Raw genomic sequence first — 23,783 nt, forward strand, 5'->3', positions numbered from 1 at the left:
GACTTTCCCCATGAATAAGGCATTACTAGTCTCAAAGGTATGAATGTGGATCCGGACGACTCCCCCGACCCGCTCGAAGCCGCGACACAGGCGACGCGAAGCCTCCAGGGTCTCTCCACGGAGTTGACCGCACGCGTCCCCCAGCTGTTGGAGGCCATGCGTTCCGTGGGCACCGGTCTGGAACTGCACTCCACCCTCGACCGGATCTGTGAGACCGCGGCGGAACTCGCCGACGCCCGCTACGCCGCCATCGGAGTCGTCGACGAGGAGCGCAACGGCCTCTCCGACTTCGTCACCTACGGGGTGAGCGACAAGGTGGCGGACCTCATCGGCCACCGTCCGGACGGCCACCGAGGTCTCCTCGGAGCACTGATCCACGATCCGGCACCCGTCAAGCTCGCCGATCTGACCTCCGACCCGAGGTTCGCCGGATTCCCTCCCGGACACCCCCCGATGCGGACCTTCCTCGGAGTGCCCATCCGGGTCCAGGGCGAGATCTTCGGCAATCTCTATCTGACGGAGAAGAACGGCGGCGGCGAGTTCAACGACTACGACCTCCACATGGTGCGGGTGCTCGCCACCGAAGCCGGTATCGCCATCGGGAACGCCCGGCTCTACGAGGCCGCCCGTCAGCGCGAACGCTGGATCGACGGCTCGGTCGCCGTGACCACCGCACTGCTCTCGGGCGGCGACGCCGACGACGCCCTCACCGTCGTGGCCGAGCAGGCGCGCCGACTCGCCGACGCGGCGGCCGGGATCGTGATGCTGCCCGCTGCGGAGGGCGGACTGGAGATCGTCGCTGTGTCCTCGGCCCAGCCGGTGACCTCGCTCGGTGCGGTCGCCCCTCCGGAGAGCCCCGTCGTCGCCAAGCTCCTGGCCGGAGAGGCGGTCTTCATGACGGACGCCGCCACCGACCCGCGGGTGATCACCAGGCTCGCCGCCCGGTACGGACCGAGCATGATGCTGCCGCTCCAGAGCGGAGGCCGGGTCCTCGGCGCTCTGGCCACCCCCAGGGCACGCGGGGCACGCCAGTTCAGCGAGGCCGAGCGGACCCTGGCCACCCAGTTCGCCGCACAGGCCGCACTGGCCCTGATCATGGCGGAGGCACAGCGGGATCGAGAACGCCTCGCGGTGTACGAAGACCGTGACCGCATCGCCCGTGACCTGCACGATCTGGTGATCCAGCGGCTGTTCGCCACCGGAATGATGTTGGAAGGCGCACAGCGGCGGTCACGGGTGCCTGCGGTTCAGGACGGAGTCGGCAAGGCCGTCGATGAGCTCGACGTCACCATCCAGGAGATCCGCACCGCCATCTTCGCCCTCCAGCAGGGCCCTGCCGAGGCCCCCTCAGGGCTGCGGACCCGGGTACTGCGCGAGATCAACATGGCGGCCGTTCCGCTCGGATTCAAGCCGGGGCACCGATTCCTCGGGCCCGTGGACACCGTCGTCAGCGAGCTCACCGGCAAGAACCTGATCGCAGCGCTGCGCGAGGCCCTGTCCAACGCGTTCCGCCATGCGCAGGCGTCCCGGATCGACGTCGTCGTCGACGCGACCGTGAAACTGCCCGATGGAACGGACGGGGTACGGCTCACCGTCGCCGACGACGGGGTCGGCATCCCCGACGGCGGTCGACGCAGTGGCCTGCGCAATCTGGCGCGGCGGGCCGAGTCCCTGGGGGGATCCAGCCTCTGCGAGCCGGGCATCGGGGAGGACGGACAGGGAACGACCGTACGGTGGGAAGCGCCCCTCTGACGTGTTCGCCGGCGAACGTTCGACGCCCTGCGGGGCGGTCTTCCCGCCGGGACGGCCCGACGTTCGGTGGATTCTGGTCCAGGTGGCCGTACGACACACGGACGCGTCCCCGCATTCGTGCCGGACCCGGGTGACGATCCCGGCATGTGCTGGAAACGCTTGAGGTTCCCGCGGTCATCGCTCGGTCCGGTCGCGGCGGGCGCGCTGCTGCTCGCGGTGGTGCCCTCGGCCGCCAGCGCCTCCGACGGTCCGCGGATTCCCGCCGGCGCCGAGGTCGTGCGGCTCTACCAGGAAGCCGCCCGGGCCACCGCCGCCCATGAGCGGGGGCGGCGGGCGGCGGACGCACAAGAGGCCACGGCCGCCCGGCTCCAGTCCCGGCTGGGGCACCACAGAGAGGAACTCACGGTCCTCCAGGACGCCATGGGGGCGGTCGCCCGAGCCCAGTACCGTACGGGCGGGCCGCTCGCCCAACTGTCCCGGCTGCTCATGGCACGGGACCCCGAGGGACTCCTGCGTGCGCGCCGCTACGCCCGACAGGCCGAAGACCACGTGAGCCGGTTGGTGGGGCAGGCCCGACGCGTCGAACGGCGCCTCACCGCCTCCGAACGGGAGGCCCGGACGGCCTGGCGCGATCTGGAACGCCGCAGGGTGGAGCTGGCCGCAGTCAAGCGGCGCATCGAGACCACCTTGGAGACGGCGCAGCACACCTTGCAACGGGAGGCCGACCACAGTGCCCGGGCCGGGTCCTGTCCGGGCGCGGTACGGCTCGATCGCCGCCACACCGAGATGCCGAAGGCCGCTTGGGTGACTCCCGTCGAGGACTACGAGCTGTCCGCGGGTTTCGCCAGTGCCGGGGAGCGGTGGGCGAGCCGTCACACCGGTCAGGACTTCGCGGTGGGCATCGGGGAGCCGGTCCGCTCGGTCGGCGCGGGACGGGTGGTGTCGATCTCCTGCGGCGGCTCGTTCGGCATCGAGATCGTCGTGCGCCATGCCGACGGCTACTACACCCAGTACGCACACCTCGCGTCGATCACGGTCGAGGGCGGGCAGCGGGTCGGTGCGGGCCAGTGGATCGGACTGGCCGGCACCACAGGGAACTCGACCGGCCCTCATCTCCACTTCGAAACGCGGCTCACGCCCCATCTGGGCTCGGGTGTCGACCCCGCCGAGTGGTTGCGGGAGCGGGGGGTGGAACTGGCGGAGCCCAAGGCCGCAACCGGAGCCGATACCGGGGTCGCGGCGCCGTAGGGGGTTCCTACGGCCTGGCGTGGAGTTCGCGCAGGATCTGCTCGATGACGATCGCCACGCCGTCCTCGTTGTTCGCCGCGGTTCGCCCGGAGGCGGCTGCGATCACATCGGGGTGCGCATTGCCCATGGCGTAGGAGGTCCCGGCCCAGGTCAGCATGTCCACGTCGTTGGGCATGTCGCCGAAGGCGACGACTTCGTCGGCGGAGATGCCGCGCTGGGCGCAGCACAGGGCCAGTGTGCTGGCCTTGCTCACACCGGGGCCGCTGATCTCCAGCAGGGACGAGGGGCTGGAACGGGTCAGGGACGCCATCTCACCGGCGACCGTGCGCGCCAGTGCGAGGAAGGCGTCCGGCTCCAGTTCACGATGGCGGGCGAGGAGTTTGATCACTGCGCTGGCCGGGTCCGAGGCGTCCTCGTGCAGCAGCTTCTCGGCGCTGGCGACCGTGGTTCCGGGGTCGAAGAAGTACGGGGGCGGATAGTCCGGCTCATGGTGGAAACCGGTGGTCGTCTCGATGGCGAAGGTCACACCGGGGGCGGCGGTGCGCAGCGCGCGTACGACGGCGAGTGCGGTGGTCCGCTCCAGCGGGCGGACGTCGAGCAGCTTTCCGCCAGCGCGGAGGTCGACCACGGCGGCGCCGTTGGCGCAGATGGCCAGGCCGTGGCCGTGGACGTGTTCGCTGACGGCGTCCATCCAGCGGGCGGGACGGCCCGTGACGAAGAAGACCTCGATCCCGGCCTCTTCCGCATCGGCGAGGGCGGCGATGGTGCGCTCCGAGACGGACTTGTCGTCCCGCAGCAGGGTGCCGTCGAGATCGGTGGCGATCAACCGGACGGATGGGGGCAGCTGACGGGCATCGGTAGCTGAGGTCACCCTTCCATTCTCCCGTACGACTCGCACGGGCGTGCGGAAGGGCGCACATTTGAGGGAGTGCGTGGAGGGTCAAGGTGGTAAAAGGGTGGTCAGGCGAGTGAAGAGGGGCGCGTGAGGGGCGCGTGACACCTTCCTGGCCACGGTGAACCGGCTGAATCCGACCGACCGCGGCACCCCCCGATCCGTGCGGCACCCTCCCGATCCGGTGCTGCACCGGGCTCCGATGGGGTGTCCCCCTCCGTCCCGCTGCGGAGGCTGGTACCCCGCCCCAGGAGCTCCCCCCGTACGCTCGAACCATGCGTCTGAGCACCGTGATTCTCCCGATCCGTCCCTGGCACGACGGTGGCCGTGACGAATGGCTGTGGGCCGAGCAGCTCGGTTTCCACACCGCGTACACCTATGACCACCTGTCGTGGCGAACCTTCCGTTACGGGCCCTGGTACGGAGCGTTGCCGACGCTGACCGCCGCTGCCGCAGCCACCGCCCGGATGCGCCTGGGCACGCTGGTCACCTCGCCGAACTTCCGCCACCCCGTGACACTCGCCAAGGAGCTGATGTCCCTGGACGACATCTCCGACGGTCGCTTCACCCTCGGCATCGGGGCGGGCGGAAAGGGCTTCGACGCCACGGCGCTGGGTCAGCAGGCGTGGACGCCCAGGCAGCGGGCCGATCGGTTCGACGAGTTCCTTCCCCTGCTGGACCGTCTGCTGACCGAGGAGTCCGTCAGCGAGGAGGGCACCTTCTACTCGGCGGTGGAGGCGCGCAACATCCCGGGCTGCGTCCAGCGTCCGCGACTGCCGTTCGCGGTTGCCGCCACCGGTCCGCGGGGGATGCGGCTCGCAGCACGGTACGGCCAGGCATGGGTGACCACGGGGGACCCCGCCATCTTCGAAACGGGAACGCCCGAGGATTCGCGGCTCGCGTTGGAGGGGCAGCTCGAACGGTTGGGCAAGGTCTGCGCCGAGGTCGGACGGGATGCGGAGGAGCTGGATAAGGTCCTGCTCACGGGCTTCACCCCGGATCGGGGGGCGCCACTGGAGTCGGTCGACGCCTTCGTGGACTTCGCCGGGATCCACGGTGAGCTGGGCTTCACCGAGATCGTGATCCACGCTCCGATCCCGGACTCGGAGTTCGCGGCGGACCGTGGGGTCTTCGAACGGATCGCCACCGAGGCGCTGGCTCAGCTCGGGGTTCCCAGTCAGGTGCGATGACTCGTCCGTTCCGCCCCGAAGTATGGAGGGAGCGGCTGGTCGGGCCTGCACGACGCCGGCCGCCTCGGGGCTCGGGGCTCTGGTGATGCGCATCGCGTGGCTGGGCAAGGGGTCGCGTCCCTCGTTCGTCCCGGGACGCGTCGGGCTACCGGCCGGAAAACCGCAGGTGTTCCGGTGGAACACCGTCGGTGAGCCATACCCCGTTGGCGCTGACGAAGAAGACGTGGCCGGCCCGGTGCATGGCCCCGGAGTCCACGGCGAGCACCAGAGGTCGCCCCTTTCTGGCTCCGACGCGGGTGGCGGTTTCGCGATCCGGTGACAGATGGACGTGGTGGCGTTTCATGGGCCGCAGCCCTTCTTCCCGGATGGCCGTCAGATGGGCGGCGACGGTGCCGTGGTACAGGTACGCGGGCGGTTCGGCGACCGGTAGCCCGAGATCCACTTCGACGGTGTGCCCCTGGTTGGCGCGGATGCGGGTGCCGTCGACGGTGAAGCGGCGCTTGTCGTCCGCGGCGACGACACGGTCCAACTCGGATCGGGTCAGCGGGAAGCCGTGGCCCGCTGCCGCCTGCATCAGCGCGTCGATCTCCACCCAGCCGGCGGTGTCGAGCGCGATGCCGATGCGGTCGGGTCGGTGGCGCAGATGCCGCGAAAGGTACTTCGATACTTTTACCCTACGACGCTCGTCGGGGGTCTTCAGAAGGGCTTCCGCCGGTGTCCGTGGCGGTTCCGGGTCTCTGTTCATGCGCTCAGAGTGCCTTCCTTGCGTGGCCATCGCCACGGAAAATTCTCTGGGCCTTGAGGTTTGATCCACAGTCAACTTGATTTATCCACAGGCCAATTGAAGAGTCTGTGGACAACTTCCCCATCTCTCAGTCGCTTTGGCCAAAACCTTTACTCATAGGGGTCCTTGCAGCCAAAGCGTCCAATGTCCTTGTGGAAAGCTCCCGTTCCGTGGCAGCCGTGATGAATGCCGGCGTCCCCTCGGCGCCGACGAGCCTCTCCACGGCCCGAATTGTTCTAGTGGGCAGGGCCACGGGCCGGGTCTCCTGCTCCAGAGGATTCGCAAGGCCCGAGGTCAGATGGTGTCGAAGGTGTCGGGTGGACAAAGCACCCATGGCACGGGCGAGTTCGGCGTCAACCGTCTGTTGGGCCAGAGGGCGCAGTCGCCGCACCAGTTCGGCTGCCTCGATCGCATCCGCGTCGGTGGGTGGACGGTCACCCAGATAGCGGGCGAAGACGTGCTCCGTGGTGAACTCAAGGAAGCGCACGGCCAGGTGCTCCACCTGAATGCGAAGTTCCCTCAGATGCGCTGAAATTGCGGCCATCGGGACTCCCGCCGCGTGCAACTCCACCGCGACCGACAGTTCCTGGGGGCTCGGCACCACGAACTCGCCTTCCCCGTCCGCCACGGGCTCCAGCACACCCAACTCGACGGCCTCCGCTATCGCCGTGGTGTCCGCGGCACCACCGAACCTCTCGACGAGTTCCTCCCGGGTGATCCGACCCGCCTCCTCGTTCGACCAGGGTCCCTGCACCTCGGCGACGAGCCCCAGCAGACCGCCGAGCCCTCGTCCAGCGTCCCACGCTTCGAGTAGTTCCCTGATGGAGGCGAGGGTGTAGCCACGCTCCAGGAGGTCCGCGATCTGGCGCAGACGGGTCAGGTGCACGGAGCCGTAGACGTTGGACCGGCCGCGCCGCTCGGGCTTCGGCAACAGCCCACGGTCCTGGTAGGCGCGGATCGTCCTGACGGTGGCACCGCTGTGGTGGGCCAGGTCTTCGATCCGGTACTCGGGGAGTTGCCGGGCACCTTGATCTCGTCGGCCCGACGGGTGCGCCGACCGTGGTGGTTCCACCGGGATCCCCTTCCTCCGCTGTTGTCCAGTTGCCGGAGCGACCACAGGTCGTTCGGCACCCGCTGACCGAGCCCGATCCCCGTGCCCGGTCACCGCCCCGTGCTTCCCGCCCCGTGGTGCCCGCTCCGGCCGTGGTCTCAGAGCGGCGGATCCAGTCGGGCGAAGGCCCTCACGACTCGGGGCGCCACCCGCGACAGCAGCAGTCCGCTCCGGGCCTCCGGTGTCACCGGCACAACCGCCTCGTTGCGCATCGTCGCCCGCAGCACGGCATCGGCCACCTTCTCCGGCGGATAGTTCCGCAGCCCGTACAGGCGGTGCGACTTCTGCCGCCGACGGTTCTCCTCGGCCTCGTCCACTCCGACGAAACGAGCCGTCGACGTGATGTTGGTGTGCACGAAGCCCGGGCAGATCGCCGAGACCCCGATGCCCTGTGCCGACAGTTCCGCCCGGAGGCACTCGCTCAGCATCAGTACCGCCGCCTTGGACGTGCTGTACGCAGGGAGCGTCCTGGAGGGCAGATAGGCCGCCGCCGAAGCGATGTTGACGATGTGGCCACCTTGGTCCCGGTCCGCCATCTGCCGGCCGAAGAGCCGACAGCCGTGGATGACGCCCCAGAGGTTGACGTCCAACACGTCCTTCCACTCCTCCGCGCTGGTCTGGAGGAACGGCCCGGACATGCCGATGCCCGCATTGTTGACCAGGACGTCCACGACGCCGTGTTCGTCGGCCACCTTCTCGGCGAGCTTCTCCATGGCACCCGCGTCGCTGACATCGACCCCTTCGCTCCAGGAACCGGGAGCCCCGAGCAGCCGTGCCTCATCGGCCGTGCCCCGTGCGCCCTCCGCATGGCGATCCACCGCCACGACCCGGGCCCCGGCCCGTGCGAACGCCAGAGCCGTCGCGCGACCGATGCCGCTGGCGGCGCCGGTCACCAGGACCAACTGCCTGCCGAACCGTTCGACGTACGGATTCCGCGTGGGCCCCTTCGTCCTCCGCGCGCCGTGCGCCGGCACGGGCGCCGCAGTCGCCGTGCTGCCGGCCGTCTCCTCGTGGGACAGCGCGAATTCGGCGATCCACGCGGCCACTTGATCGGGTCGAGTACGCGGAACCCAGTGCTTCGCCGGCAGGGTCCTCCTGGTCAACTGCGGCACCCACCGGCCGATGTCGTCGTAGAGCCGCTCGGAGAGAAAGCGGTCGTGCAGCGGGGTGATCAGCTGGACCGGCACGTGCGCATGGGCGTCGGTACGCGGACGTTTGCTCCGGGCGCGGACGTTGTCCCGGTAGAGCCAGATGCCGTGCGCCGCATCGGTGGGCAGCGACGGGGCCGGATAGCCCTCGTCGGTCAGCCGCTCGGCGCGCCTGACCATCGCAGGCCACCGCTTGCCCAACGGCCCCCGCCAGGCGAGTTCGGGCAGCACGGGGGTGTGCATCAGATAGATGTACCAGGACCGGGCACCCTGATCGACGAGTTGCCCGAGCCGCCGTGGCGTGGGCCTGGTGAGTCGCCGGTTGAACCAGTGTGCCGTGTGGTCCAGGGAAGGTCCGGAGATCGAAGTGAAGGACGCGATGCGCCCCTCGGTCCGCCGTACCGTCGCGAACTCCCAGGACTGCACCGATCCCCAGTCGTGCCCGACCAGGTGAACCGGACGGTCGGGGCTCACCGCGTCGGCCACGGCGAGGAAGTCGTCCGTCAGCTTCTCCAGGGTGAAACCGCCGCGCAGCGGCTTGGGCGCCGATGAGGCGCCGTGGCCGCGCACGTCGTACAGCACCACGTGGAAGCGGTCCGCAAGCCTCCGGGCGACGGGCTCCCACACTTCCTTGGTGTCGGGATAGCCGTGGACGAGCACCACCGTCGGACGCCCGGGGTCGCCGAACTCGACCACGGACAGGTCGATCCCTCCGGTGCGGACCCGGCGCTCCCGTGCTTCTTCGAGACTCACGTCTGCTCCCATCCCTTCCCCGTACTTCGGTGTCCGCCCCCGCGCCCCGGTGGAGGAGAGTCGATCGCGGCGAAGGAACCTCGTGCCCGCCCCGGCCGTTCACCCCTCGACTCCGTCCTCGACGCCGACGTCATGGTCGACCCCCGATCGCGGTCCGCAGTCGCAACGTGACACTGATGAATGTGACAATGCTCGACGGCTGCGTCAAGAGCCCCTCCCCGCCTGTGGAAAACCAGGGGAAGCCAGGGGAAAACACCCGGTCCGCACCCTCGGGAACCCTCGCGGCCCGTCCGAAGGATCACGAGGGCGGGGCAGGAAGGTCGACATCGAGCCGGTTCGTTGTCCTCTTTCGTATGGACCCCTTACGGGCCCGTCACCCTGGAGTCGGACATCGATCCAGCCATCAGGGTTGACGCTGGATGTGCTCTGCGCCACTAGCGTCGAACGCGTGACTGTGATCGCGACCGAAAGCCTGAGCATGCGGTTCCCCAGGGTGACCGCTCTTGACCGGCTCTCTTTGGACATCGGACCGGGTGTGACCGGTTTGGTGGGTGCCAACGGAGCCGGCAAGTCCACATTGATCAAGATCCTGCTGGGTCTGTCGCCCGCCACGGAAGGTCGGGCAGCGGTGCTCGGGCTCGACGTCGCCACCAGTGGTGGCGCCATCCGCGAGCAGGTGGGCTACATGCCCGAGCACGACTGCCTGCCGCCCGACGTGTCGGCCACCGAGTTCGTCGTCCACATGGCGCGCATATCCGGGCTGCCGCCCGCCGCGGCCCGGGAGCGAACCGCGGACACCCTGCGACACGTGGGCCTCTACGAGGAGCGGTACCGCCCCATCGGCGGCTACTCCACGGGCATGAAACAGCGGGTCAAACTGGCTCAGGCCCTGGTCCACGACCCCAAACTGGTCTTCCTGGACGAGCCGACCAACGGCCTCGACCCGGTCGGCCGTGACGATATGCTCGGCCTGATCCGCCGCATCTACGCCGACTTCGGCATTTCGGTCCTGGTCACCTCGCACCTGCTGGGCGAACTTGAGCGCACCTGCGACCACGTGGTCGTCATCGACGGCGGCACCCTGCTGCGGTCCAGCTCCACCAGCGACTTCACCCAGAGCACGGCCACCCTCGCGGTTGAGGTCACCGACACGGACGAGCACCCCGACGGCACCACCGCCCTGCGGAAACGTCTCACCGACGCAGGACTCACCCTCCACCAGGGCGTCGAGGACGGGCTCCCCGGAGCCGGCCACATCCTGCTCGTCGAGTCGACCGGCGACGAGACCTACGACGTCGTGCGCGACACCGTCGCGGACCTCGGGCTCGGACTCGTCCGTATGGAACAGCGGCGCCACCACATCGCCGAGGTCTTCCGTCCGAGCGGTACGCAGACCGCCGCCAACGGCACCGGGCAGGCCATGGAGGTGCAAGCCGGATGAACACCCAGAAGACCCAGGCCCCCGCGGCCACCCGCATCCACAACATCGGCTACCGGAACTACGAGGGCCAGCGCCTCGGCCGCGACTACGGCCGTCGTTCGCTGTACTCGCAGTCCCTGCGCGGTGCGTACGGGCTCGGCCGCTCGGCCAAGTCCAAGGTGCTGCCGATGATCCTCTTCGGTGTGATGGTCCTGCCCGCGGCGATCATCGTCGCGGTCGCCGTCGCGACCAAGGCCGGCAAGCTCCCCGTGGACTACACCGACTACGCGATCATGACCCAGCCCATCATCGGGCTCTACCTCGCCTCGCAGGCACCGCAGTCCGTCTCCCGCGACCTGCGCTTCAAGACGATGTCGCTGTACCTCTCGCGACCCATCGAACGCTCCGACTACGTGCTCGCCAAGTACGGCGCGATGGCCTCGGCGCTCTTCATCCTCATCGCCGCACCCCTGGTGGTCCTCTACCTGGGATCGCTGCTCGCTGAGATGGACTTCTCCGACCAGTCGAAGGGATTCGGCCAGGGCATGGTCTCCGTCGCGGTCCTCTCCGTACTCTTCGGCGGAATCGGTCTGGTGCTCGCCGCACTCACCCCGCGCCGGGGCTTTGGAGTCGCCGCCGTCATCGCCACGCTCACCATCAGCTACGGCGCCGTGTCCACCGTGCAGGAGATCGCCCGCGCCTCCGACTCGGAGGGCGTCATCCAGTGGTTCGGCCTGTTCTCGCCCGCCTCGCTCATCGACGGCCTCCAGACGGCGTTCCTCGGCGCCACCTCCACCTTCCCGGGCGGTGCCGGTCCCGGCGCCGGCGTGGGCGTGGTCTATCTGCTGGTCATCTCCGCGCTCATCGTCGGTTCGTACGCCGTGCTGATGCGCCGCTACCGAAAGGTCGGGCTGTGACCACCATCAACATCGAGCACACCTCGCGGTGGTTCGGAAACGTCGTGGCCGTCAATGACGTCACGATGACCATCGGCCCGGGTGTCACCGGCCTCCTCGGTCCCAACGGCGCCGGCAAGTCCACCCTGATCAACATGATGGGCGGCTTCCTCGCCCCGTCGACCGGACAGGTCACGCTCGACGGCCAGCAGATCTGGCGCAACGAGTCGGTCTACCGGCAGATCGGAGTCGTACCCGAGCGGGAAGCCATGTACGACTTCCTCACCGGCCGCGAATTCGTCGTCGCCAACGCCGAGTTGCACGGGCTCGACGCGCGGGCGGCCCAGCAGGCCCTCGCCACGGTGGAGATGGAGTACGCCCAGGACCGCAAGATCGCCACGTACAGCAAGGGCATGAGGCAGCGGGTCAAGATGGCGTCCGCGCTGGTCCACGACCCTGCCGTGCTGCTGCTGGACGAGCCCTTCAACGGCATGGACCCCCGTCAGCGGATGCAACTGATGGAACTGCTGCGCCATATGGGGGCCACGGGACGGACGGTGCTGTTCTCCTCGCACATCCTGGAGGAGGTCGAGCAACTCGCCTCGCACATCGAGGTGATCGTCGCCGGTCGCCACGCCGCGTCCGGCGACTTCCGCAAGATCCGTCGACTGATGACGGACCGCCCCCACCGCTACCTCGTGCGCTCAAGCGACGACCGTGCGCTCGCCGCCGCACTGATCGCCGACCCCTCCACGGCCGGCATCGAGGTCGACCTCGCCGAAGGCGCGCTGCACATCCAGGCCATCGACTTCGGCCGGTTCACGCAACTCCTGCCGCAGGTGGCCCGTGAGCACTCGATCCGACTGCTCACCGTCTCACCGTCGGACGAATCCCTTGAATCGGTCTTCTCGTACCTCGTAGCGGCCTGAAAGGAGCTGTGACGTCATGTACAACCCCACAGTCGCCCGGCTCACCTATCGGGCCGTCCTCGGCAGGCGCCGGGCGGCAATCCTCTTCATCCTGCCCGCACTGCTGCTGTTCATCGCCGGGGCCGTCCGCATGTTCAACGGCGCGGACGACCAGATCGCTGCGGACCTCCTGGGCGGATTCGCGATCGCCGCGATGGTGCCGCTGATCGGCGTCATCGCGGGCACCGGCTCGATCGGCCCCGAGATCGACGACGGTTCGATCGTCTACCTCCTCGCCAAGCCCGTGAAGCGTTCGACGATCATCTTCACCAAGTTGATCGTGGCGATCGCCGTGACGATGGCCTTCTCCGCCATCCCGACCCTGATCGCCGGCTTCATCCTCAATGGCAACGGCCAACAGGTCGCGATCGCGTACACCGTGGCCGCACTGGTCGCCTCCATCGCCTACAGTGCGCTGTTCCTGCTGCTCGGCACGGTGAGCAGGCACGCGGTCGTCATCGGACTGATCTACGCCCTGGTGTGGGAGGCCCTGTTCGGCAGCCTGGTCCCGGGGGCGCGCACCCTGAGCGTGCAGCAGTGGGCGCTCGCGCTCGCCGAGAAGACGGCGGGTGAAGGACTGATCGGCTCCGACGTGGGACTGCCGCTGGCGGTCTCGCTCCTGGCCGGGGTCACGGTGGTGGCCACCTGGTACGCAGGGCAGAAGCTCCGGGTGTTGAAGCTCGCGGGCGAGGAGTGAGCACCTGGCCGCGGCACTGACCGCGGCCCCTCAACACTGGATCGGCCCCCGTTCGGTACGCCCGAAGTCGGGGGCTGAGCCATGTACGGAAGCTGGGGTGTGTACGGGGACGGCCGTCGAGATCGCGACCCGCACACGGCGACCGGGGCCGAGTTCGCCGTCGACACCGCCGTCCAACATGGTTGTCAGGGCCATCCAACTTCGCAGAGACGCGCGGTGGTTGCATCAGTACTCCCTGCTCAGCGAGGTGGAAGGCGTACGTACCGCCCGGCGCCCCTCGATCGGCGAGGCCATAAGTACCCTCCCGGCAGGGGCACTTGGATGATCTCCACGGACCCGTGACCTAGGTCCATGTGCCCATCGCCCTAGACCCATTCGCCCCCGGGTCTGGTCCTCCCGCCCGATCCGGCACCCCGCCCCGGTCCCTAGCGTCATCCGCATGACCAGAATCGGATTCCTCGGTACCGGCAATGTCGCCCGGGCCGTAGCCGCGGGGGCAGCGGCTGCGGGCCATGACGTGGTGCTCGGCTCACGCGATCCCGGCGGCAAACCGCCCGGCCCCCTACCCGTGGTGTCGCTCGCCGACGCCATCGACCACGGTGACCTCATCGTCAACGCGACCCCGGGCACCGAGTCCATCGCCCTGCTGACCCCCTTTGCACCGCAGCTCGCCGGCAAGATGCTGCTCGACATCGCCGTGGGCCTCACCGAGAGTTGGGAGCTCGCCCATCCCAACTCCAGCATCGGCGAGCAGATCCAGGAGGCGTTCCCCGACGTCAAGGTCGTCAAGACCCTCTGCACCATGGACTCGACGGTCATGATCGCGCCCGAGAAACTCAACGGTCCCAGCACGGTCTTCCTCTCCGGCCGGGACGCGGAAGCCAAAGCACGGGTCTCCGCCTTGCTGAGGGACCTCGGCTGGCCCGATGCCACCCAGCTGGACCTGGGGGGCATCGAGACGTCCCGCGGTCAGGAGCACCTGGCGCTGCTCTTCATGGCGGTCGCCACCGCGCTGGACTCACACGCGTTCAACTTCACCGTCGTACCGAGCAGGGGAGCCCCGTCCACGGGCTGAGCCGGTATCCCCGGCAGACTTCGGCGGCCCGGAAACTCGGTGGCGCCGAATCACGCGCGGAGGCAGAGTAGTTGCATCGGACGTACACATGGACGGCCGATGTCACCTACCGGGAGAGGAGCGCGACGATGTCGGGTCACATCAGTCCGAGTCCGTCGAGCTCCCCACAGGGCAGCGCGGGGCAGGCAGCGGAGTAGCCACCCAAGGCTCCGCTGAGCCGCTCACGAGCAGCTGCCCGGGGGGCGGTCGCTTCGAGCGCGCGCAAGCGCGGACCGCCCCCCTCCCGGAGGATTGGCCGAGTGGCAAGGCACCGGCTTGCTAAGCCGTGGTCGGGGAATCCCCCGCGCGCGTTCGATCCGCGCATCCTCCGCAGCACAGAGCACAGAGCACAGGGCGCAACGCCTTCGCCGCACACCAGGTGGCGGCGATCAGGCGACGAGCAGTCTCTCCAGCGTCTCCGCGATGCCGTCGTCCTCATTGGAGCCGGTGACGTCGTTGGCGACTGCCTTGAGAGTGTCGTGCGCGTTCGCCATCGCCACCCCGTGGACCGCCCAGCCGAACATGGGGATGTCGTTGGGCATGTCGCCAAAGGCGATGGTGTCGGCGGCGCGCAGCCCCAGCCGACGGGCGGCGATGGACAGACCGCTCGCCTTGGAGAGCCCGAGCGGCAGCACCTCCACTATCCCGGGCCCCGCCATCACCACGCTCACCAGACCGCCGATCGTCTCCGTCGCGACCCGGGCCAACGCATCGTCGTCGAGTTCGGGGTGCTGGATGTAGATCTTGTTCAGCGGTGCCGCCCACAGATCGGCGACCGAGTCGAGCGGAATCACCGGAAGAGGGCCTTCCTGAACCGTGTAGTCGGCGCTGACCAGTACTTCTCCGGCCAGCCCATCCCGGCTCGCGGCCAGTGCCAGGGGTCCTATCGCCGCTTCGAGCTTCGCCAGTGCGATCTCGGCGATCCGCCGGTCCAGGGTGAGGGAGGTCAGCAACCGGTGCTCCCCCGCGTGGTAGAGCTGGGCGCCCTGACCACAGACGGCCAGCCCCTCGTACCCCAGATCGTCCAGGATGTGCCGGGTCCACGGCACGGAACGCCCGGTGACGACGATGTGCGCCGCGCCCGCCGCGGTGGCGGCGGCGAGCGCGTCCCGGGTGCGTGTCGATACGGTCTCGTCGCCGCGCAGCAGCGTGCCGTCGAGGTCGGTGGCGATCAGGCGGTACGGGAACTCGGCGGCGGGGCTCACTTGGTGATCGGCTCCAGGATCTCCCGACCGCCGAGGTACGGCCGCAGCACCGGCGGCACCCTGACCGAACCGTCGGCCAACTGGTGGTTCTCCAGGATGGCCACGATCGTGCGCGGCACGGCGCACAGGGTGCCGTTCAGCGTCGACAGGGGCTGCACCTTCTTGCCGTCGCGCATCCGGATGGAGAGCCGGCGGGCCTGGAAGCTGTCGCAGTTCGAGGCGGACGTCAACTCGCGGTACTTGCCCTGGGTGGGGATCCACGCCTCGCAGTCGTACTTGCGGGCGGCGGATGCACCGAGGTCGCCTGTGGCCACGTCGATCACCCGGAAGGGCAGCTCAAGACCGGTCAGCCACTGCTTCTCCCACTCCAGCAGCCGCTGGTGCTCGGCCTCCGCCTCGTCGGGTGTGACGTAGGAGAACATCTCGACCTTGTCGAACTGGTGCACCCGGAAGATGCCGCGGGTGTCCTTGCCGTACGTCCCCGCCTCCCGGCGGTAACAGGGCGAGAAGCCCGCGTACCGCAGGGGGAGCTTGTCGGCCTCGATGATCTCGTCCATGTGGTACGCGGCGAGCGGCACCTCGGACGTGCCCACCAGGTAGTAGTCGTCCTTCTCCAGGTGGTAGACGTTCTCCGCGGCCTGGCCGAGGAAACCGGTGCCCTCCATGGCCCGCGGGCGGACCAGGGTCGGCGTCAGCATCGGGATGAACCCGGCCTCGGTGGCCTGGGCGATCGACGCGTTGACCAGGGCCAGCTCCAGCAGCGCGCCCACGCCGGTCAGGTAGTAGAAGCGCGAGCCCGAGACCTTCGCACCGCGCTCGACGTCGATGGCGCCCAGCGCCTGGCCGAGCTCCAGGTGGTCCTTGGCCTCGAAGCCCTCGGCGCCGAAGTCACGGATTGTGCCGTGGGTCTCCAGGACGACGAAGTCCTCCTCGCCGCCCACGGGCACGCCCTCGTGGACGATGTTGCCGAGCTGGAGGAGGAGCCGACGGGCTTCCTCGTCCGCCTCGTCCTGCACGGCGTCCGCCGCCTTGACGTCGGCCTTCAGCTGCTCGGCGCGCTTCAGCAGCTCCGCCCGCTCCTCGGGGGTCGCCTTGGGGATGAGCTTGCCGAGGGACTTCTGCTCGGAGCGCAGCTCGTCGAAGCGGACCCCGGAGGACCTGCGTCGCTCGTCGGCGGAGAGCAGGGCGTCGACGAGGGCGACGTCCTCTCCACGGGCGCGCTGGGAGGCGCGAACACGGTCGGGGTCCTCACGGAGCAGGCGAAGGTCAATCACCCCACCAGGCTACCGGTGCGGCGTCGCCGCTCGGCCACTGGATTACGGCACCGGCTGGCTTTTTGTCTCTATTGGGAGTTTTGGGAGTAATTGCTAAGTTTGGTGAGGAAAATCAGAGAACGCGTCACGCTGGTGCATCCCTTTCGCCGGAACGAGCTACCCGGCGCGGATGAGTATTGACTCATATCCCTTCTGCGCTGCGCGACTTGACGCTCGGTTGTCCACAGGTATGTGCACTTCTGAAAAGTTATCCACAGGCTGTGTGTGCTCTCTGTGGATGGTCGCCCAGTTCTCTCCTTGACGATCATCGAGGCCTGGTGAGCAGCATCTCAAACCCACTCGATGCGCTCATTTAGGGGGTAATTGCTCCCCTTTTAGAGTTGATCAATGGAATCAAGGTGACGTGTGGGTGGCGTGATGCTCTCCGCGCCTTCTGGGGTTGAGGGAGCGATGGCGAGGCAATCGGGCCGATTTATCGACTGAACAGGAGAGGGTTGTCGACTTGTCCCCAGGTCGAGATCGAAGCCTGTGGATAAACCTGTGGATGATGAAAATCGGCAGGTAGGACTGTCCTTGTCGACCGGTACGGGCCGGCGCTCGGCCCCGAGTCCCGATGCGGCGAGGCCCCTGGACGCCCACGATGCAGCGCCGACGGTGCCGACGCAGGACCGTGGGGCACCCGGGCAGGTGCGCACGGAACGGATCGGATGCGTACGGATGGGACGCCTACCGAACGGCGGGGTGTGTATGGAACGGCGGGTGCGCGCCGAGCGGCCAGTTCGTACGGAACGGGAAGGTCGGTCAGGGTCGCCCGTCCTGGGAGCGGGCCAGCCAGTCCGACGCCGCCGTGAAGTCTCCGTCCGAAGTCCCCGCCCGGGCCTCCCGCACCTCCGCGGGGGAGACCCCCGCACGGGGGTACGACCCGAGGAACCGGACGTTCGGACAGATCCGCTTGAGACCCATCAGGGCCTCGCCCACCCTCCGGTCGGAGATGTGGCCTTCCGCGTCCACCGCGAAGCAGTAGTTCCCGATCCCGGCGCCCGTCGGCCTGGACTGGATCAACATCAGGTTGACCCCGCGGACGGCGAACTCCTGGAGCAGTTCCAGCAGCGCACCCGGGCGGTCGTCGCCCAGCCAGATGACCACGGACGTCTTGTCCGCACCGGTCGGCGCGGCCGGTCTGGCGGGGCGCCCCACCAGCACGAACCTCGTCTCGGCGTTCTCCGCGTCATGGATGTCCGTCACCAGCGGCTCAAGGCCGTAGGTCGCCGCGGCGAACTCACCGGCGAAGGCGGCGTCGAACCGCCCCTCCTGCACGAGTCGGGCCCCGTCCGCGTTCGAGGCGGCGGACTCCCAGACCGCGTCCGGCAGATGGGCGCGCAGCCACTGGCGCACCTGGGGCTGGGCGACCGGGTGCCCGGTCACCGTCTTGATCGCCGACAGCTCCGTCCCGGGACGCACCAGCAGCGCGAAGGCGATCGGCAGGAGCACCTCGCGGTAGATCATCAGCGGCTCACCGGACGCCAGCTCGTCGAGGGTGGCCGTGACACCGCCCTCCACGGAGTTCTCGATGGGGACGAGGGCTGCTGCTGCTTCCCCGTTGCGCACCGCGTCGAGCGCGGCGGGCACGGACACCATCGGGACCAGCTCACGGGTGGCTGCCTCGGGCAGCGTACGCAGTGCGGCCTCGGTGAAGGTGCCCTCGGGACCCAGGTAGGTGTAGCGCGTGGCTGACATACCCGTCACCCTAATGCGCCCGACCGGTGGCGCGGGCCGGCCGAGGTCAGGGCCCCGACGTCGGGGGCGATCAGGACTCCAGCAGCCGCTGTCCCACGTACTCGCCCCGGCCCGCGCCGCCGGGCACCGCGTACAGTCCGCTCGCCTCGTGCCGGATGAACTCCGACAGCGCGTCCCCCCGGTCGAGCTTGCGCTGCACCGGTACGAAGCCCCGCAGGGGGTCCGCTTGCCAGCAGACGAAGAGCAGTCCCGCATCGGGCACGCCGTCCGGACCGATGCCGTCGTGGTACGAGAACGGGCGCCGCAGCATGGCCGCACCGCCGTTCTGTTCGGGGGCCGAGATCCGGGCGTGGGCGTTGTCCGGGATGATCAGCTTCCCGTCGGAATCCCGCTGGTCCAGCGCGAGCTCGGTGGTCTCCGTCCCTCCGGTGAGGGGGGCGCCGTCCGACTTGCGGCGGCCGATGACCGCCTCCTGCCGCTTCAGCGAGAGCCCTTCCCAGTCGTCGAGGAGCATCCGGATGCGCCGTACGACGGCATAGGAGCCTCCCGTCAGCCACTCCTGATCGGATTCGGCCGCCACGAAGATCCGTCGGTCGAAATCCGGTTCCGATGGCTTCGGATTGTTGGTGCCGTCGACCTGACCCATCAGATTGCGGGTGGTCATCGGCCGTTCGGTCGCACCCGCGGAACGGTTGAAGCCGTTCATCTGCCAACGCACCCGGGCGGTCTTCCCCGCCGCCCGCTGCACCGCGCGCAGCGCATGGAAGGCGACCAGGGCGTCGTCCGCGCCGATCTGCACCCAGAGGTCGCCGTGCGACCGTCGGGGATCCAGTCGGTCCGCGGAGAAGGCCGGCAGCGGGTCGAGCCCGGCCGGGCGCCGCGCAACCAGCCCCGTACGGTCGAAGAAGCCGTGGCCGAAACCGAAGGTCACGGTCAGCGAGGACGGGCCGGCGTCCAGCGCTACACCCGTGTCCCTCCCCGACTGCTCGGCCGTGCCGCCCGCCATCAACTCGGCCGCCAGTGCCGACCAGCGCCGCATCAGCGCCGCGGCCTCCTTGCGACCCGCACCGGCCGTCAGATCGAACGCGATCAGCTGGCCGTGCGACTGCATCGGCGTGGTGATTCCGGGCTGGTGCTCGCCGTGGAAGGCGACCTCGGTCGAGCCCACCGTCGCCAGCGCGGTCGGTCCGGGCCCGGTGGTCGCCGCCCGGGCCACCGCCCCGCCCGCGGCACCCAGCGTCAGACCGGCGGCGCCCGCGGCCCCCGCGGCGGTCAGCAGCCGGCGCCGCGAGACCTCGCCCGCCGAACCGGCCGCGGGGTCGTCGGTGGACACCGTCGCCGGGGTGTCTGCTCCTACCGGTTTCACGTGCCTCAGCCGATCTTCACGTTCTCGTCGACGGTCACCTGGTCGAAGTCCGAGGTGCGCACTGTCACCTGGACCTGCCAGTCGCCGGGCATCGGGATCTGCACCGACGGTGCCGTCCAGTGTCCCGCGGCCAGCCGCTGCGGGGTGGTCGGCAGCGGCCCGATCTGCTTGTCCTGGAGGGTGAAGGAGACGGAGACCTCGGGCGCGTCCAGCGGTGCGCCCCGGGTGTCGTCGATCCACAGGTGCAGGGTGTTGGCGCCCGGACGAGCCGGATCGAGGGTGAGTCGAAGGGTGCCCTTGCCGTTCGTCCCACCGGTGTCGAACGGGATCTTGAGCTCGGCGGGCCCCTGCGCCGCAGCACCCGCGGCGGAGCTGCCGGTCGACTGCGCGGCCTCCTCCTGGGTGCGCCCCGGCTCGGTCGTGGTGAGCACTGTCGTCACCGCGAGGAGTACGACGGCGATGCCCGCTTCCACGAGCACCGATCGCCGCAGCCCCGACCTGATCGGGTCGGCGTCCCGGGCCTTCTTCCGGCCGGCGCTCGCCACCGCGGCTCGCTGGCGGGCCAACTGGGCGGCCCGTACCGGGTCGGCCGGTGCTCCGGCGCCCGCCCCTTCGGCCGCCGCGGAGACACCGACCGTCGCGGTCTCCGTCCCGGCTTCTGCCGGCTCCTCTGATTCTTCTGGTCCTTCTGGTTCTTCTGCCGTGTCCCGTGCGTCCTCGGATGCGGTCCGCTGTCCCAGCTGCTGGGTCCAGCGCCGGGACAGCCAGGCGACGCCGACCATCGCGACCACCAGCGCCACCTTCACCAGCAGCAACCGCCCGTACGACGTGCCCGTCAGCGCCGACCAGGAGCCGACCTGCCGCCAGGACTGGTACAGCCCGGTCGCCGCGAGGGCGACGACACTGAGGAAGGCCACCCGGGAGAACTTCCGTACCGCCGGTTCCTCGATCGAGGGGCCCCGGTACAGCGTGGTCAGCAGGGCCGCGAGCCCGCCGAGCCAGGTGGCGACGGCCAGGAGGTGCACCACGTCGACGGGCATGGCGATGCCCGGCTGGATCCCGGTCGACGCGTGTTCGGACAGGGCCCAGGTGGCGGCGATCCCGATGGCGACGACCGTGCCGCCGACGGCGAGTCCGAAGGCCAGGTCCTTGCGCTCGACACCCGGTCCGTCGTCGTCACCGCCGTCGGGGGTGCCGTCCGCTGCCGCGTCCCGTCGGGCGTACGACCCGAAGAGGACCGCGATGAACAGCGCAGCCGCCCCGAGCAGCAGCAGCCGCGAGACGAGCGCGGCGCCCGTCTTGGACTCCAGCACCTCCCTCAGCCCGCTCAGCTCGAAGGCGTCCGCGAGCTTCCCCGAGCCGGTGTACGGGGAGCGCAACAGCAGCATGGCCAGCGTGGAGGCGGTCAGCGTCACCCAGCCGTGGGTGATCAGCCGCTGCACCGGCCGGACGCCGGCACCGCGCTGCCAGCACAGCAGGATGAACGAGGCGCCGCCGACCATCAGGACGAAGCCGGTGTACGCGGCGTAGCGGGCGATGTCGTAGAGGACGCCGACCACTCCCGTGCCCGGCTCCTGCGACGGGAGCGAGACCTCCGTGGAGGAGGGGGTCCCGATGGAGAAGGTGAAGGCCCCCGAGATGGGGTGGCTGTCCGCCGAAACGGCCCGCCAGGCCACCGTGTAGGTGCCTTGCGGGAGATCGGGGAGGAGTTCGACGCCGTAGGCGACCGTCCCGCCGGCGGAGAGGTCGCGCACCGCCGCACGGTCAGCGCGCTTCCCGCTGGGTTCCAGGACGCGGATCGAGTCCTTGCCCATGGCGATCTGTTCGGAGAAGGTGAGTTTCACCTCCTGGGGGGCGGTGGCGACCACCGCCCCGTCCTGCGGATTGCTCCCGGTGAGCGCGGCGTGCGCCGATGCCGGGGCAGCGCCGAAGAGCAGCAGGCCGAAGACCGTGCCGAGCAGCACGGCTGCGGCGAGAACCCTCCGGTGCAGCGGGCGCCGGGCCACCGGGTCGGTGGCCCCTGTCCTGCGCCCGATCGGGAGCGCTCCGAGGAGCGGGGCGGTGGCTGTCATGGCTTAGTCAGTCCCCTCGGTACTCAGTGCTTCGCCGGGTTGTACGTGGGTTCCTTGACCGGGAGTTCGACCGTGATCGGGTCGGACCTCTCGAAGTGCAGCTCGACCGCCACGGACTGGCCCTTCTTGGGCTGCTCCTTGAGCTGCATGAACATGATGTGGCTGCCGCCGCGCTCCAGATTGAGCTCGCCGTTGGCCGGTACGGCGACGGATCGCATCTGCCGCATCCGCTGCCCCTTCGACTCGTGGATCGTCACGTTGTCGGAGAGGGCACTGGTCACGGCGGTGAGCTCGTCGGCCGCCGAACCGCTGTTGTGCACGGTCAGGAAGCCGGCGGCCATGGTGCCGTTGACCGGCTGCGGCATGAAGGCCCCGTCGACCTTGAGCTTCGGCTCCTCGGGCTCGCTGGAGCACCCGGTCAGGGCCACGGCCGCCCCGAGGGCGAGCGCCCCCGCGACGACCCTGAGCCCGTGTGGCGCCCGGGTGTTTCCGCGACCCGGGCGCCGCCCCACCGCTGGCTGCTCCCTCACATCTCCCGTGTCGTTCACGGGTTCTCACCGCGTACGAGCTTGGGCAGGTCCTTGGCGTACTCGTCGGAGCTGGTGTCCTCGCCGTACAGCACATAGCCCTCGTCGGTCTTCGGTGAGAACGCGATGACCTGGGCGCCGTGCATCGAGAGGACCGAACCGTCCTTCTCCTTCGTCGCCGGCGTGATGCCGATGCCCATTTGGCGCGCGCCCGCCTGGATCGTCGCGAAGTCGCCGCTGAGCCCGATGAACGACGGGTCGCCCGCGCTCGGCAGCCACTTCCCCAGTGAGGCGGGGGTGTCCCGCTCGGGGTCCGTGGTGACGAAGACGACCTGGAGCTTGTCCTGGTCGGCCTTCGGGAGCTGCTTCTTCGCGATGGCGATGTTGCTCATCGTCAACGGGCAGACGTCCGGGCAGTTGGTGTAGCCGAAGAAGATCATCGTCGGCTTGCCCTTGGTCCGTTCCCGCAGATCGAACTTCTGCCCCTTCGTGTCCGTGAGCACCAGGTCGGGCTTGGTGAACGGACGGTGCAGCACGGTTCCCGGCTTGGTGTCCTGTTGGGCCGAGACCTCGGCCACGGAGGACTTCGACGTGGGCTTCTCGTCGGAGTCCCCGCCACAGGCGGACAGGGTGAGGGCGGCCACGACGACCGTGGCTGCCAGTGCAGTCTTCTTGCGCATGAGAGAGGTGTCCCAGAGGTGGTGTACGGGTGTGTCAGGAGGCGCGACGGCGGCCCGCGAGGACACCGAAGGCGACTCCGGCAACGCCGACGACGATGCCGATGACCGCGAGGACGCGAGCGGTGCCATCGGAGTCATCACCCGATGCTGCCCCGCCCTTGGCACCCGCCGTCGAATCCTTGTCGTGGTGCGCGTCCTCGGCGTTCTTGTCGTTGGCGGCCTTGTCGGTCTCGGCGCTCTTGGTGTCGTCGCCCGCGGCACCGCCGTGGTGGCCTTCCTCAGCCGCGGAGAGTTCGAGTACGGGGGCGGGCAGTGCGGCCTCCTTGCCTTCCTGCGGCACTTCGATCCAGCGCACGACCTCCTTGTTGTCGTAGGTCTGGAGCGCCTTGAAGACGATCTGGTCGGCGTTCTCGGGCAGCTGGCCCAGGGAGACGGGGAACTGCTGGAACTGACCGGGGCCGATCTTGCCGCCGGCCGCGGTCCAGGTGATCTTGGACACCGCCTCGGTGATCTTGTTCCCGTGCACCTCAAGCGGCTTGGCCAGCTTGGCCTTGGTCACCTGGACGGTCCAGCCCGGTACGGGCTGCGGCAGCACCGAGGCCAAGGGGTGCTCGGTCGGCAGGTTGACCTCAAGCTTCACGGTGGAGGCGGTGTCGCGCTCGTTGGGGACCTTGAAGTTGACGGTCGCGTAACCGCCCTTGGCGGCCTCGCCCTGCGGCTGGACCGACACATGGGCGAACGCGGTGCCCGAGAGCAGCAGTACGGAGGTGGCGGCGGCACCGGCCAGGACCGTGACGGCACGCGAGGTGCCGACGGACGTGCGGCGGGACGCGGTGGCGGAAGAGGACGTACGGCGGGAAAGGCTCATGGCGAAACGCTCCACAGGATGAGGAGAACGAAGGCGTGCCGGCGCATGCGCATGCGCGAACACCACGGCTCCACTCCCGTC

The 23,783-nt window shown here is 69.2% G+C and carries 20 protein-coding genes and 1 tRNA gene; 9 read left to right on the plus strand and 12 right to left on the minus strand.

What is annotated here, in order from left to right; translation table 11 throughout:
• Positions 1-39 precede the first annotated feature (39 nt).
• Positions 40-1,752 (plus strand): GAF domain-containing protein, encoded by a 1,713-nt coding sequence (locus ABZ348_RS10425; protein ID WP_358931343.1) that lies wholly within the window; start codon positions 40-42, stop codon positions 1,750-1,752.
• Positions 1,753-1,896: 144 nt separating this feature from the next.
• Positions 1,897-3,000 (plus strand): M23 family metallopeptidase, encoded by a 1,104-nt coding sequence (locus ABZ348_RS10430; RefSeq protein WP_358931345.1) that lies wholly within the window; start codon positions 1,897-1,899, stop codon positions 2,998-3,000.
• 7 nt (positions 3,001-3,007) lie between these two features.
• On the opposite strand, the gene ABZ348_RS10435 is transcribed toward ABZ348_RS10430, so the two are convergent.
• Positions 3,008-3,871, minus strand: coding sequence for a Cof-type HAD-IIB family hydrolase (locus ABZ348_RS10435; protein WP_358931347.1), 864 nt, complete (start codon positions 3,869-3,871; stop codon positions 3,008-3,010).
• A gap of 296 nt (positions 3,872-4,167) precedes the next feature.
• Between ABZ348_RS10435 and ABZ348_RS10440 the strand changes: the two genes are divergently transcribed.
• Positions 4,168-5,082, plus strand: coding sequence for an LLM class flavin-dependent oxidoreductase (locus ABZ348_RS10440; protein WP_358931349.1), 915 nt, complete (start codon positions 4,168-4,170; stop codon positions 5,080-5,082).
• Positions 5,083-5,227: 145 nt separating this feature from the next.
• On the opposite strand, the gene ABZ348_RS10445 is transcribed toward ABZ348_RS10440, so the two are convergent.
• The 3 genes from ABZ348_RS10445 to ABZ348_RS10455 form a co-directional block, all read right to left on the minus strand.
• Positions 5,228-5,827, minus strand: a complete 600-nt coding sequence (locus ABZ348_RS10445; RefSeq protein WP_358931351.1) for an RNA 2'-phosphotransferase — start codon at positions 5,825-5,827, stop codon at positions 5,228-5,230.
• Between the two features lie 127 nt (positions 5,828-5,954).
• Positions 5,955-6,866 carry a MerR family transcriptional regulator gene (locus ABZ348_RS10450; RefSeq protein WP_358931631.1) on the minus strand — a complete coding sequence of 304 codons (912 nt, stop codon included), beginning with the start codon at positions 6,864-6,866 and terminating at the stop codon, positions 5,955-5,957.
• Between the two features lie 209 nt (positions 6,867-7,075).
• Positions 7,076-8,890, minus strand: coding sequence for an SDR family oxidoreductase (locus ABZ348_RS10455; protein WP_358931353.1), 1,815 nt, complete (start codon positions 8,888-8,890; stop codon positions 7,076-7,078).
• A 466-nt stretch (positions 8,891-9,356) separates the two neighbouring features.
• Between ABZ348_RS10455 and ABZ348_RS10460 the strand changes: the two genes are divergently transcribed.
• The 6 genes from ABZ348_RS10460 to ABZ348_RS10485 all read left to right on the plus strand — a co-directional run bounded on the left by ABZ348_RS10460 (position 9,357) and on the right by ABZ348_RS10485 (position 14,304).
• Positions 9,357-10,319, plus strand: coding sequence for an ABC transporter ATP-binding protein (locus ABZ348_RS10460; protein WP_358931633.1), 963 nt, complete (start codon positions 9,357-9,359; stop codon positions 10,317-10,319).
• A complete protein-coding gene (locus ABZ348_RS10465) occupies positions 10,316-11,215 on the plus strand; it encodes an ABC transporter permease subunit (protein WP_358931355.1) in 900 nt (299 codons plus the stop codon). The genes ABZ348_RS10460 and ABZ348_RS10465 overlap by 4 nt, the downstream gene beginning before the upstream one ends.
• Complete coding sequence (locus ABZ348_RS10470) at positions 11,212-12,123, plus strand: ABC transporter ATP-binding protein (RefSeq protein WP_358931357.1); 912 nt, start codon at positions 11,212-11,214, stop codon at positions 12,121-12,123. The genes ABZ348_RS10465 and ABZ348_RS10470 overlap by 4 nt, the downstream gene beginning before the upstream one ends.
• A gap of 16 nt (positions 12,124-12,139) precedes the next feature.
• A complete protein-coding gene (locus ABZ348_RS10475) occupies positions 12,140-12,859 on the plus strand; it encodes an ABC transporter permease (RefSeq protein ID WP_358931359.1) in 720 nt (239 codons plus the stop codon).
• 439 nt (positions 12,860-13,298) lie between these two features.
• Positions 13,299-13,934, plus strand: coding sequence for an NAD(P)-binding domain-containing protein (locus ABZ348_RS10480; protein WP_358931361.1), 636 nt, complete (start codon positions 13,299-13,301; stop codon positions 13,932-13,934).
• Between the two features lie 285 nt (positions 13,935-14,219).
• Positions 14,220-14,304, plus strand: a tRNA-Ser gene (locus tag ABZ348_RS10485).
• Between the two features lie 58 nt (positions 14,305-14,362).
• Here ABZ348_RS10485 and ABZ348_RS10490 read toward each other — a convergent pair.
• The 8 genes from ABZ348_RS10490 to ABZ348_RS10525 all read right to left on the minus strand — a co-directional run bounded on the left by ABZ348_RS10490 (position 14,363) and on the right by ABZ348_RS10525 (position 23,702).
• On the minus strand, positions 14,363-15,178 hold the full coding sequence (locus ABZ348_RS10490) for an HAD family hydrolase (RefSeq protein WP_358931362.1): 816 nt from the start codon (positions 15,176-15,178) through the stop codon (positions 14,363-14,365).
• On the minus strand, positions 15,175-16,452 hold the full coding sequence (gene serS, locus ABZ348_RS10495; RefSeq protein WP_358931364.1) for a serine--tRNA ligase: 1,278 nt from the start codon (positions 16,450-16,452) through the stop codon (positions 15,175-15,177). Before serS ends, ABZ348_RS10490 begins: the two co-directional genes overlap by 4 nt.
• An 801-nt stretch (positions 16,453-17,253) precedes the next feature.
• A complete protein-coding gene (pheA, locus tag ABZ348_RS10500; protein WP_358931366.1) occupies positions 17,254-18,189 on the minus strand; it encodes a prephenate dehydratase in 936 nt (311 codons plus the stop codon).
• Between the two features lie 70 nt (positions 18,190-18,259).
• Positions 18,260-19,522: an iron uptake transporter deferrochelatase/peroxidase subunit gene (gene efeB, locus ABZ348_RS10505; protein ID WP_358931368.1), complete on the minus strand. Its 1,263-nt coding sequence runs from the start codon at positions 19,520-19,522 to the stop codon at positions 18,260-18,262.
• 38 nt (positions 19,523-19,560) lie between these two features.
• Positions 19,561-21,627, minus strand: a complete 2,067-nt coding sequence (locus tag ABZ348_RS10510) for a copper resistance protein CopC (protein WP_358931370.1) — start codon at positions 21,625-21,627, stop codon at positions 19,561-19,563.
• A gap of 23 nt (positions 21,628-21,650) precedes the next feature.
• Entirely contained in the window at positions 21,651-22,055 is a 405-nt protein-coding gene (locus ABZ348_RS10515) for a copper chaperone PCu(A)C (RefSeq protein WP_358931635.1), read from the minus strand.
• 116 nt (positions 22,056-22,171) lie between these two features.
• Entirely contained in the window at positions 22,172-22,834 is a 663-nt protein-coding gene (locus ABZ348_RS10520) for an SCO family protein (RefSeq protein WP_358931372.1), read from the minus strand.
• A gap of 34 nt (positions 22,835-22,868) precedes the next feature.
• The gene (locus ABZ348_RS10525) at positions 22,869-23,702 is read right to left on the minus strand and encodes a YcnI family protein (protein WP_358931374.1); all 834 of its coding nucleotides are present in this window, start codon (positions 23,700-23,702) and stop codon (positions 22,869-22,871) included.
• Positions 23,703-23,783: the final 81 nt, after the last annotated feature.

The sequence above is a fragment of the Streptomyces sp. NPDC005963 genome, from assembly GCF_040638655.1.
Taxonomy (GTDB): Bacteria; Actinomycetota; Actinomycetes; order Streptomycetales; family Streptomycetaceae; genus Streptomyces.